The organism is Methanoculleus sp. UBA291, from assembly GCF_002499755.1.
Taxonomy (GTDB): Archaea; Halobacteriota; Methanomicrobia; order Methanomicrobiales; family Methanoculleaceae; genus Methanoculleus; species Methanoculleus palmolei.
On record NZ_DANC01000017.1, the window covers coordinates 1 to 11081 of the forward strand.

Annotated in this window: 10 protein-coding genes and 1 tRNA gene; 3 read left to right on the forward strand and 8 right to left on the reverse strand. The window is 60.0% G+C overall.

What is annotated here, in order from left to right:
• Nucleotides 1-170: 170 nt before the first annotated feature.
• The 8 genes from BP737_RS03605 to BP737_RS03640 all read right to left on the reverse strand — a co-directional run bounded on the left by BP737_RS03605 (nt 171) and on the right by BP737_RS03640 (nt 8715).
• Nucleotides 171-626: a helix-turn-helix domain-containing protein gene (locus BP737_RS03605; protein WP_342685935.1), complete on the reverse strand. Its 456-nt coding sequence runs from the start codon at nt 624-626 to the stop codon at nt 171-173.
• Between the two features lies 1 nt (nt 627).
• The gene (locus BP737_RS03610; protein ID WP_342685936.1) at nt 628-1938 is read right to left on the reverse strand and encodes a PKD domain-containing protein; all 1311 of its coding nucleotides are present in this window, start codon (nt 1936-1938) and stop codon (nt 628-630) included.
• Between the two features lie 1099 nt (nt 1939-3037).
• The gene (gene cobA, locus BP737_RS03615; RefSeq protein ID WP_292409762.1) at nt 3038-3775 is read right to left on the reverse strand and encodes a uroporphyrinogen-III C-methyltransferase; all 738 of its coding nucleotides are present in this window, start codon (nt 3773-3775) and stop codon (nt 3038-3040) included.
• Complete coding sequence (hemC, locus tag BP737_RS03620; RefSeq protein WP_292409763.1) at nt 3772-4656, reverse strand: hydroxymethylbilane synthase; 885 nt, start codon at nt 4654-4656, stop codon at nt 3772-3774. Before hemC ends, cobA begins: the two co-directional genes overlap by 4 nt.
• A complete protein-coding gene (gene hemL / locus BP737_RS03625) occupies nt 4641-5888 on the reverse strand; it encodes a glutamate-1-semialdehyde 2,1-aminomutase (protein WP_292409765.1) in 1248 nt (415 codons plus the stop codon). Before hemL ends, hemC begins: the two co-directional genes overlap by 16 nt.
• Complete coding sequence (gene hemB / locus BP737_RS03630) at nt 5875-6858, reverse strand: porphobilinogen synthase (protein WP_292409766.1); 984 nt, start codon at nt 6856-6858, stop codon at nt 5875-5877. Before hemB ends, hemL begins: the two co-directional genes overlap by 14 nt.
• Nucleotides 6837-8108: a glutamyl-tRNA reductase gene (hemA, locus tag BP737_RS03635; RefSeq protein WP_292409767.1), complete on the reverse strand. Its 1272-nt coding sequence runs from the start codon at nt 8106-8108 to the stop codon at nt 6837-6839. The genes hemB and hemA overlap by 22 nt, the downstream gene beginning before the upstream one ends.
• The gene (locus BP737_RS03640) at nt 8101-8715 is read right to left on the reverse strand and encodes a precorrin-2 dehydrogenase/sirohydrochlorin ferrochelatase family protein (RefSeq protein WP_292409769.1); all 615 of its coding nucleotides are present in this window, start codon (nt 8713-8715) and stop codon (nt 8101-8103) included. The genes hemA and BP737_RS03640 overlap by 8 nt, the downstream gene beginning before the upstream one ends.
• A 160-nt stretch (nt 8716-8875) precedes the next feature.
• Between BP737_RS03640 and BP737_RS03645 the strand changes: the two genes are divergently transcribed.
• From BP737_RS03645 to BP737_RS03655, 3 genes are all read left to right on the forward strand, one after another.
• Nucleotides 8876-9802, forward strand: a complete 927-nt coding sequence (locus BP737_RS03645; RefSeq protein ID WP_292409771.1) for a DUF7544 domain-containing protein — start codon at nt 8876-8878, stop codon at nt 9800-9802.
• Between the two features lie 93 nt (nt 9803-9895).
• Entirely contained in the window at nt 9896-10588 is a 693-nt protein-coding gene (locus BP737_RS03650) for a PrsW family intramembrane metalloprotease (protein ID WP_292409773.1), read from the forward strand.
• A 118-nt stretch (nt 10589-10706) separates the two neighbouring features.
• A tRNA-Gly gene (locus tag BP737_RS03655) sits at nt 10707-10778 on the forward strand.
• Nucleotides 10779-11081 lie beyond the last annotated feature (303 nt).

The window sequence follows — 11081 nt, forward strand, 5'->3', positions numbered from 1 at the left end:
ACAGCGGTGTCCGAACTTCCTTGATGAGTTGGAGCGGTTGTTCATCCATACAGATCACGGGCACCTGCGGGTCGTAGGGGCGCTGATAGAGGTCGATAAGATCCTCCATTCGGGCGACAAACTCTCCATTCTCTTCGGGTGGGATGACCCACGATTGACACAAATGCGGCTTAAGTTCGTTTTTTTAAGACCCGGCAAACGGTACTGTCTGAGATACTCTCAACAATCTTGAGTTCAACGAGGGTATCGGCAAGTAACTGTAATGTCCAGCGTGCTCGCCCCTCCGGTGGGGTGCTACAGGCAAGCGCGATGAGCCGGGCCTCCTTCTCACCGTCGAGGATCGGAGGGGTTGGCGGAGTGTCGCGCGGTTTGCGCTCCAGAGCACTTTCGAACCCCTGCTCAACAAACCGTTTTCGGACGTTTGAGACGGTCTTAGAGTGACAATGAAGATACGACGCGATCGCCGCATCGGTTTTTGGAGGAACGCCATCTCCAGCATTGATGTCAGCATTCAGGAGGATCTGGGCATTGCGGATACGATAAGCGGGAGCTGCCCCTCGCTTAACGAGAGCGATGAGTTGAGAGCGCTCAGATTCGGTCAGATCAACAAGGTAAATTTTATCCATGCTATTTTATAGAGTGCCACTCAATAATATTGTTGGGATGCATGGGAAGAATTAGGTGAAACGATGCACTAGTAGGAGAGTATACTGTTACGTAATCAATATTTGAGCGGGTATTGGTCCCACCATCATTTGTCGCTGTAAGATTTACCGTATAATTTCCAGCCCCCTCATAGATATGGACAGGATTTTGTTCATTTGATGACTGTCCGTCACCAAATTCCCAATACCAGGCGGTTGCCTGATTGACGGACATGTCTTTGAACGCCACAGGAAGAGGAGAAGGCCCTGATGTTACATTCGACGTAAAATTAGCAATTGCCGCAAACGAATAATTTTTCACATCGCCCTGGGCGATATTGTCCTCTATGGTTAGTTTTTCAATTAACGAGCTATTATCGAGTCGGACGGTTTGCAGTTGGAAATCTGCAGGCTCGTTGCCGTAGACAGTTGCAGTATAATCTCCATCAAGCGGGTTCGGAATGATCGCTATACCTATCGTATACGAGTCATTGTAAACGATAGGGGGCAAATAGATTGCTTCCGGGATTTCATTCACCGAATAATTCGTCTGCCCGGATACGATTGTCCCTACTCTCCTGCCCATCGGATCGGTTACAAGTGCATCAACCCTTGTAGATCCTACTGGAGCAACCCAGACTGCTGCCATTATCTGGCCCGGCGGATAAAATTCATTTTGAAATACCTCACTGGCATAGAGAGCATCCCCAAAAGAGGGTAATCTCCGATTTACAGCAGACGTGTTCTGGTTCCCTCCCCCCAAATATGATGAATCCGAGATCGTCACAGATTCCCAGGTAACGTTATACGGCATCGATATCGGAGAAGGATCATAGGGGAGGACATCGATTTTTAATTTAAACAGTATCCCGTTCAAAAGCAGGAAATCAAGAAGTTCCTTTGCCGGGTTCCCCGAAACATAATCGGTTTTGTACCACCCCTCATCATCGTTAATCATAACGTTTCTTGCAAATGGAGAAGCAGGATCTTCGGAAACAACATCAGCTGTAACAAGATGCACATGAGTATCGTTTTCAATTTGTGACTTCAATTCAACCCATACCCAACTAGAGGGTGCCCCTTGATTTACGACGACTTGAATAAATGCCATCACCCCACGTACCGTGGGCGAGTGTTCGTTAAAGTAGCCCACCCAATATGAACCTACCACCGGTATTCCTTTAAGTGATGGAACATTCTGGTTAAAAGTCACATTAATTGTATGCGAACTGCGCACATTTTCGAATGTGTAGCTGGGTTCCTGCCATGGGTATGATACGCCGTCAATATACACTTGATCGACGGCATGGCCATTATCTGCAATAAATCTGAATGTGACAGACTCTCCTCCCTGCAGAGTCACGGGGGTCGAGGGAACTATTGAACCACCGGGTCCCGCATGCGGTGTAATAGTTGCAAGCCATTGAATAGTGAAAGGGCTGCTTGCAACGAGAGAGTCCCAATAAAAAACAACTCTGTAATATGCAAAACAAGTTTGATGTTCTGTATATTCGGTTAAATACGCATAGCCGTTCGAATCTGAAACCCCTGTACCAATTTGAGTCCATTGAATTCCATTCGCCGAACGCTGGAAAGAACAACTCACTCCAGGAATAGGCGAGCCGTCAGTATAGTATAAACGTCCGGAAATAGTAATTGGTTAATCAACAAAAAAATTATACGTAGCAGATGTCCGATCTCCGGATAAACTGTACATTTCAGACAGCTGTGTATCTATTAGGCCAGATTGGCCGTTTTCAGACAGGTTGGATGCTACGGCGACGCACAGCGGTTCCGTCGGTTGATCCGCAGCAGCGATAGAAAAACTCATTGAAATACTTAAAAGCACAATAATTATCCCGATTTTCATGCGCATGTAATTCATTTTGAGAACCCCCGCCCTCGAAAATATATACAATGAGGATGGCATAAATTATTTCGATGAAAAGTATATATTTATATATAAGTGTTGCGTTCGCGTATCCTCAAAATATAACCGCTATTTCAAGATAGGGATCGATTCCATCGGGTTGTTGACATCAAAACCCCCTCTCCGTGTTCAGGAAACCCAAAAGGCTGGAGAACTTATCTGTCGCCTTTCACCGGCTCTAGAGGGGAGCCACAGGTCATCTAAATGCGTCCGTCCTCCAAACAGCTATGAAAGCACTGCGGGTTACGGACTCGATCGGTGAATATCGGCTCTGCCCTACCCCCCTTACCGACACCCTTCTCCAGGACTTCCTCTCCCGCAGATTTTACCTGGATCCGTGCAACAGTGCCGGAGGGTGAGCCGTGGGAGAACCTTCATGGACATGGGGACAGAGGGGAGGGGACGTCCCCCCGGTACGAATGCCTTCACGGGTTCCCAAAAAGTCGAAAAGAGAGGTCGCCGCCTACTCCGCAAACTCTTCGTAGAGGTCCACCACCCCCCCGACGACGATCACCGCCGGAGGCCGGACGCCGACGGCACGGGCTTTTTCGGCGATATCGGCGATGGTCCCGACCGTCACGCGCTGGTCCGGCCGGAGACCCCGCTCGATGACGGCTACCGGGGTTGCGGGGTCTTTCCCGTGCGATACAAGGGCGTCTGCGATGGCGGGGAGGTTTTTTACGCCCATCAGGATGACGAGGGTCCCCTTCAGGCGCGCGAGGGCCTCCCAGTCGAGGGCGGACTCGGGCTTTGTCGGGTCTTCGTGGCCGGTGATGAAGGTCACCTCCGACGCATAATCCCGGTGGGTGACCGGTATCCCGACCATCTCCGGGACGGCGATAGCGCTTGTAATGCCCGGCACGACCTCGACGGCGATGCCGTGCTCCCGGAGCGTCTCCATCTCCTCTCCGCCGCGGCCGAAGAGGAAGGGGTCCCCCCCTTTCAGGCGCACGACCGTTTTTCCCGCTTTCACCCGCTCGACCATCAGCGCCTCGATCTCGTCCTGCTCCAGGGTGTGGCTGCCGCCGTACTTCCCGCAGTCGATAAGCTCGGCATCCTTCGGGAGCGTCGCGAGGATCTCCTCCCCCGGGAGCTGGTCGTAGAGGATCACGTCCGCCGAGTCGATCACCTCACGGGCCTTCATCGTCAGAAGACCGGGCCCGCCCGGCCCGGACCCCACAAGATACGCTTTTCCCGTCATGGTTTTATCCCCAGTGCCGCATAGGCTTCCCGGATCAGGTCGCCCGCCTGCCGGGCGAGCGCCCGCCCGCACTCCCGGGCTTCGCCGACGGTCGCGATATGCCGCTCAATCCGCTCCCACCGGGAGCCGTCGAGCGCGAGGACCTCGGCGATCAGGTTTCCGTCCCGGCAGTAGATTCCCTGCGGGGTGAAGCACCCGCCGCCGACCTCCTCCATGACGGCCCGCTCGATCTCTACGTCGAAGCGGGTGGGCCCATGGTCGAGCGCCGCAAAGGCCCCGGCGACGGCCGGGTCGTCCCGGCAGACGACCGCGATCGTGCCCTGGTTCGGCGAAGGCACGAACCGGTCGGTGGGGAGCGGCTCCCCGGGGAGCGTGAGCCCGAGGCGCTCGAGCCCCGCCTCTGCGAGCACGATGGCGTCGTAGCGCCCCTCGCGGAGTTTCCGGACCCGGGTGTCGACGTTCCCTCTGAGTTGCTCCACCGAGAGCGCAGGGTCGTCGCGGAGGAGCTGGGCGCGCCGCCGGGTGCTCGACGACCCTACGATGCGGACCGCTTCAAGGGGACCCTCGTGTGCGAGGAAGTCGGCGGGCGAGTCGCGTTCGAGCACCGCGGGACAGACGAGCCCTGCCGGCCGCTCCGCGGGGATGTCCTTCATGCTGTGCACCGCGGCGTCGATCTCGCCGCGGAGGATCGCGTCGTCGAGCGCCCGGACGAAGACGCCCTGCCCCCCGATGGCGTGGAGCGGGACCCCTGTTGCGGTGTCGCCCGCGGTCGTGACCGTGACGACCTCCGCTTCGATGCCCCGGTCTGCGAGCATGCCGACCACCTTCTTTGTCTGCGCGAGCGCGAGCGCGCTTCCCCGCGTGCCTATCCGGAGAGACATGATCCGTATGCGTCCGCTATCCGCTCGACGTCCGATTCGGTGTGTGCGGCGGAGAGGAAGTTCGTCTCGAACTGCGACGGCGGGAGGAAGATCCCGGCATCGAGCATCGCCTTCCAGAACCGCGAGAACGCCTCCGTGTCGCACTCTTTGACCTCCCGGTAGTTTCGCGGCGGTGCGTCGCGGAAGAAGTGCTTGAAGAGCGAACCCATCCTGACGAACGATCCTCTATGCGCGTCCGTAGCGACCTCCCCGATAGCCCGCACGGCCTCGTCGAGCCGCCGGTAAACCTCCGGGTGCTCGTGGAGGTGGCGAAGGGTCGCATACCCCGCCGCGAGGCTCGCCGGGTTGCCGCTGAACGTGCCTGCCTGGTAGACCGGGCCCGAGGGGGCGATCAGGTCCATGATCTCACGCCGCCCTCCGAAGGCCCCGATGGGGAGGCCGCCGCCGATGATCTTGCCGAACGTGACGAGGTCCGGCTTTATTCCGTAGCGCACCTCCGCGCCGCCGATCCCGACCCGGTAGCCGGTGATCACCTCGTCGAGGATGAGGAGGACGTTGTGGGCGGCGGTGATCTCCCGGACGTCGGCGAGGTAGCCGTCGTCGGGAAGGACCGGGCCGATGTTCCCCATGACCGGTTCGAGGATGAACGCGGCGATGTCGTCGTTCCCGGCAAGAAGCGCCTCGAGCCCCTCGGAGTCGTTATAGGGGACCTGTCGGGTATGCGCCGCGAAGTCCGCAGGGACGCCCGCGGAGTCGGGCACCCCGAGAGTGGTCGCCCCCGATCCGGCCTTCACCAGGACCGCATCGTGGGCGCCGTGGAATCCCCCTTCCACCTTGACGATGTCCTGTCTTCCCGTATATCCGCGAGCGAGCCGGATCGCGGCCATCGTCGCCTCCGAGCCCGACGAGACGAACCGGACCATATCGATCCCGGGGTGATCGCCGGTGATGACCTCCGCAAGGTCGATCTCAAGCGGCGTCGGTGTTCCGTAGAGCCATCCTTTCTCGATCTGACGCTCTATGGCCTCTCGAACCACCGGGTGGGCATGGCCGAGGATGAGGGGGCCGTAACCGAGGCAGCAGTCGATGAGATCGACGCCGTCGACGGTCGAGAGGTGCGCTCCGCTCGCATGCTCAACGTAGAATGGATAGGGCTTGATGGCCCGGACGGGGCTGCTGACGCCGCCGGGCATCAGGACTTTCGCCCGGAAAAAGAGGTCACTGCTCTTCATCGAGCCACCTCGCTACGTCTTCTGCATAGTAGGTGATGATGAGGTCGGCCCCGGCCCGCTTGATGGCCGTGAGGCTCTCGAGGGCGACGGCCCGCTCGTTCAGCCACCCGCGCTCCGCGGCCGCCTTGATCATCGCGTACTCCCCGCTGACCTGGTAGGCCGCGACCGGAAGGCCGAACTCCGTTACGGATGCAAGGATGTCAAGGTATATCCCGGCCGGCTTGACCATCAGCATATCCGCCCCCTCGGCCGCATCCAGCTCCGACTCCATCACCGCCTCCCGGGCGTTTCCCGGGCTGATCTGGTAGGTCGTCCGGTCGCCGAACGAGAACCCCGAGCCCGCCGCGTCGCGGAACGGCCCGTAGAGAGCGCTCGCGAACTTCGAGGAGTAGGACATGATCAGGACCTCCGTATAACCGGCGGCATCCAGGGCCTGCCGGATTGCCTGCACCATGCCGTCGAGCATACACGACGGCGCAACGATGTCGGCGCCGCTCTCCGCGTGGGAGACGGCGATCCGTGCCATCAGCGCAAGCGAGGGGTCGTTTAAGAGGTCCGGGCCGTCGGCCGTCTCCCCGACGATGCCGCAGTGGCCGTGGTCGGTGTACTCGCAGGCGCAGACATCGGTGATGACGACCATCTGCTTCAATCGTTCTTTGATGCTCCGGACGGCCCGCTGGACGCCGCCGTTTTCCGCGTAGGCCCCGGTCGCCTCGCTGTCTTTTGCGGCCGGGATTCCGAAGAGGATAACCGCCCGGATGCCGGCGTCGCGGAGGCGTTCACAGTAATCGGCGGCTCCGTCCACCGGGTAGCGGAACTGCCCCGGCATTGACGCGATGGGAAGCGGTGCATCGATCGATTCGTCCACGAAGACCGGCATGACGAGGTCGGTCTTCTGAAGTTCAGTTTCACGGAGGAGCGGCTGGATGATTCTCCGCCGCACCCGTCTCATTCTTCGTTGTGGAAACATGGTTCTCCCCGGGTAATAGCCCTCATCAGGGCATCTGCCGTTTTCATATCGCCGCACTCGGCGCACGCGCGGATAGAAGTCGTCGCGTCGAAGAGGAGCTTCTTCGTGAGCGCCCGGCTGAGGTCGTCGACGACCTCGGTCGTGCGGTCGGCCTCTCCCCCAAGGCGGGCGAGCGCCCGGTCGCGTTCACGCACCCGTATCGACTCCGCCCAGGTGTAGAGGAGGGCGAGCGTTTCGTCGGCCGCCGTCCGCCGGAGGAGACGGATGAAGTGGTCGAGTTCCTCGTCGATGATCCCCCGCGCCCGGTCCGCCTCGGTCCTCCGGGAGTCCATGGCAGCGTCGTTGACGTTCCGAAGGTCGTCGATGGTGAAGAGGTGCACGCCCTCGATGGACCCTACCTCCTCCTCGACGTCGCGGGGCTGGGCGATGTCGATGAAGATCAGGTGGCGGGGGTGCCGGTCAAGCGGCCAGAGGCGCTCTTCCATCACCTCCCGGACACCCTCGGTCCGGATGACCGGATGCGGCGCGGCGGTGCAGGAGATGACGACGTCGGAGAGTGCGATGTAGCGGTAGAGGTCCTTGAAGTTGACCGCACGCCCCCCGATCTTCTCCGCCAGCATCACCGCGCGGTTGTAGGTCCGGTTGGCGACGTAGATGGCCGTGAGGCCTTTCGCAGAGAGCGCCTGCGTCACCAGGAGCCCCATCTCTCCGCTCCCGATGACCAGGATGTGCCGGTCGCGCAGGGTGCCGAGCAGGCTTTCTGCAAGCGTCACGGCGGCGGAACCGACTGAGACCGAACCCCGGTTGATCTGCGTCTGGCGTCGGACCCGGACGCCCACGTGCACCGCCTTGTTGACACAGAGTCTGATGACGTTGTTCGCGGTCCCTGCCTCCTCTGCAGCCGCGAGCGCCCGTTTGAGCTGTCCGAGGATCTGGTCCTCGCCGACGACCAGGGAGTCGATACCCGCGGCAAGTTCCAGGAGATGGCGGGGCACGGCCTCGCCCTCGAGGACCATGAAATCGTGCCTGCCCTGCTCCTGCAGGAACCCTTCAAGACCCCGCGCGTCGCCCTGCACCAGGACCTCGACGCGGTTGCAGGTCTGCAGCAGGAGGGCGCCCCGGAACCGGTTCCGTGCTTCGTGGAGGAACGCCGCCTCGTCGGGGAACCGGAACGCTTCGAGCGTGGCGATGTCTGCGGTGTGATGGTTCACGCCTGCGAGCGCGAGCGGTGTCGTGCACGGTTCAGGCATGCAGGTACCTCTCGATCGCTATCGCGCGTGCCCGGTCGTAGTCGGAGGCAAGCGCCTCCCGGACCTCATCGTCCGAGAGGATATTCCAGAGGATGCGGGATCTCTTCTCCTGCACAGGTTCGGTCTCTCGGAGCATCGTGCGCATCTCGTCCTGCAGGTCGATCATCCGGTCGAGGTCTGCGTACTCCGTTTCGAGTCTCATGCGGAGGTACCGCGAGACGGCGGGGCTCTTTCCCAGGGTGCTGATCGCGACCAGGTAGCGGCTGCCCCGGACGACCGAAGGGACGATGACGTCGCCGGATTTGCCGGCGGCGTTGTTGAAGAGGACCCCCACCCCGGCGCATACTCTCCCGATACGGTCGTTGAGGTGTGGGTCCGGCGTCGCGGCTACCGCAAGGAACGCACCCGCGAGAATGTCCCTGAGTGCATCGTCCGTGAAGATCGAGAGGTCGGCCTCCCGTCGCCGGACGGCGAGACCGTCAAGGTCCGGCGAGAACGTACGGCTGATCACCGTCACCTCCGCCTCATGCTCGAAGTACGCAGCCTTTCGGGCACCGACGCCGCCTCCCCCGAAGATGAGCACCTTCCTGCCCGTCAGGTCAAGCATGAGAGGGATCATTTCTATGTATACTGTGGCGAACGGACTACATTAACCTGTTGAAAATGCCCATTTTCCTCAGGACAACGGGTATATCTCCGTGATTCTCCCTGTCGGGACCCGTTCGTCCGGAGAAGGTTTTAATCGTGGGGAGATCGTTAAGGTAGGTATGGCTGAAGAGATGTATGCACTCAGCAGGCTGGAAGCCGCCTTCGACCGCACGAAGGACCTGCTCTGGCCGTTTCGGTGGGGCGTCTGGCTCCGTCTGGCCGTGATTGCGCTCTTTCTGGGAGGGGGCGCCAGTCTCCCGAACATCCCTCAGAGTTACGGCGGGGACGACCTTTCGCCCGGTGTTGCCTGGTCTCCCGAACTCGCGCTGCTGATCGTGGCGCTCGTCATCGTTGCGCTGGCCCTCGCCGTCCTCTGGATGTTTATCGGTTCGACGATGCAGTTTGTCTTCGTCGATATGCTCAGGACGGGAGAGATCCGTCTGGGACGTTTCTTCCGGGAGCGGCTCGGGAAAGGGGTGCGGCTCTTCATCTTCCAGTTCGCTCTTACGCTGCTCCTGGTCCTTGCCGTTTTCGCGCTCGTCGTCATGCTCATAGGCGTGGACGGCAGCGCTGCAACGCCGTTCCTGCTCCTCGCACTCATTCCGGCCTTCCTGGTCGTGGCCCTCCTCTTCGGGATCGTCTTCCTCCTGACGACCGACTTCGTCGTCCCGATCATGATCCGTGAGGACTGCGGCGTCATCGAAGGATGGCGGCGGCTTATCGGCGTCATATCCGCAAATTTCTGGCAGACCGCCGTCTACATCGTCGTGAAATTCGTGCTGGGCCTCATCGCCGCGATCGTGCAGGCGATCCTGGTCATCCTTGCACTGCTGGTCATTGCGATACCGTTCATCCTCGTCGGGATCGTCTTCCTTGCCGCACTTCAGGCGAACATCCTGCTCCTCCTCGCCCTCGTCGTCCCCTACCTCGTCATCGCCATCCCGGTTGCGCTCCTGATCGCGGTGCCGTTCGTCACGTTCTTCCGGTACTACGGGCTGCTGGTGCTTGCGGGGCTCGCACCGGAATATCATCTCCTTCCGGAATAATCCTTTTTTTAGCCCGGCAAGCACCCGTGTCGCGGGCCGATCCGGGGGAGAGAAAGGCTCATCCCTCATGGGCGTCATGAACCTCATCAAGCAATGGTCGAGATCGAGCCGCTGGTAATCCTTGCCCTGGCTCTGGGGCCGGGGGTCTTCTGGGCGTGGTACTTCTACCGGAGGGACCGGTTCGAGCCCGAGCCGGCGTCCCTGATCGTGATGATCTTCCTTCTCGGCGTCCTCGTCACGTTTCCCGTGGCCTTCGTCGAGGGGTTCTTCGGCCTCTTCATCGCATCCCCTCTGATCATGGGGGTCGTCGTCGCGCCCGTCGTCGAGGAGTACGGCAAGTTCTGGGTCGTGCGCCGGTTCGCCTACAAAAACACCGAGTTCAACGAGCCGATGGACGGTATCGTCTACGCCGCAGCCGCGGCTCTCGGGCTCGCATCGCTCGAAAACGTCCTCTACGTCTTTTCGGCGTACGTGACGTCGCCGTCGCTTGCGCTCGGTACTATCGTCGTCCGGGCGATCTTCTCGGTCCCCGGGCACGCGCTCTTCTCCAGTGTCTGGGGCTATGCCCTCGGTCGGGCCAAGTTCTCGGCCGCCGAAGAACGTTCGGGGATTGTCCTCCGGGGGCTTCTTCTCGGCATGGCGCTGCACGCCATCTTCAATTTTCTGCTCTTCACTGCCGATATCGTCGCATACGCCCTGATCATCTTCGTCCTGGTCCTGATACCGGGGCTCTGGATGCTCGCCAACCGGAATATCCGGGACGCGCTCGACCACGGGCGGCGGTAGGAGCGCGGGATGGTGCGCTCCGCCCCGGGCAGAACCCCCGGTCCGGGCCGCGATTCGATAGGCTTATTATCCAGAAAATCTCATGTTGTAAGGCACACAGGTGCGGGAACACCGGCGTGCGCCGATAGTGTAGTGGTTATCACTAGGCGTTGCCAACGCCTAAACCCGGGTTCGAGTCCCGGTCGGCGCATCCTGACTTCAGGTTCGATTCTCCTTCTCGGATTCCCGTAGTTTCTGTAATTCCTTCTCCTGACATCAGTTTTTAAGAACGAGTCAACTACTCCCTGATTTGTTCGGGGTACCGCATCGACTGCCTGTGAACTCCCCCACACCTTTGCGGATGAGGACAGAAGTAGTTGAAGTCATCCTAAAAGTTTCCAGCGGCTGACGATTCCTATAGTTCAGAGCATTCTGTCGCCTCCTCGCGAAAAATTGAGAGATCTCTGGCGTCAAACCTCTGATACGGCTCCTCTCTGGGTATCGCCACGCGGGG

Bases quoted from the DNA above. Each gene is read 5' to 3' on its own strand.
- BP737_RS03605 (WP_342685935.1), bottom strand. From the start codon at position 626: ATGGATAAAATTTACCTTGTTGATCTGACCGAATCTGAGCGCTCTCAA.
- cobA (WP_292409762.1), bottom strand. From the start codon at position 3,775: ATGACGGGAAAAGCGTATCTTGTGGGGTCCGGGCCGGGCGGGCCCGGT.
- hemC (WP_292409763.1), bottom strand. From the start codon at position 4,656: ATGTCTCTCCGGATAGGCACGCGGGGAAGCGCGCTCGCGCTCGCGCAG.
- hemL (WP_292409765.1), bottom strand. From the start codon at position 5,888: ATGAAGAGCAGTGACCTCTTTTTCCGGGCGAAAGTCCTGATGCCCGGC.
- hemB (WP_292409766.1), bottom strand. From the start codon at position 6,858: ATGTTTCCACAACGAAGAATGAGACGGGTGCGGCGGAGAATCATCCAG.
- hemA (WP_292409767.1), bottom strand. From the start codon at position 8,108: ATGCCTGAACCGTGCACGACACCGCTCGCGCTCGCAGGCGTGAACCAT.
- BP737_RS03640 (WP_292409769.1), bottom strand. From the start codon at position 8,715: ATGCTTGACCTGACGGGCAGGAAGGTGCTCATCTTCGGGGGAGGCGGC.
- BP737_RS03645 (WP_292409771.1), top strand. From the start codon at position 8,876: ATGGCTGAAGAGATGTATGCACTCAGCAGGCTGGAAGCCGCCTTCGAC.
- BP737_RS03650 (WP_292409773.1), top strand. From the start codon at position 9,896: ATGGTCGAGATCGAGCCGCTGGTAATCCTTGCCCTGGCTCTGGGGCCG.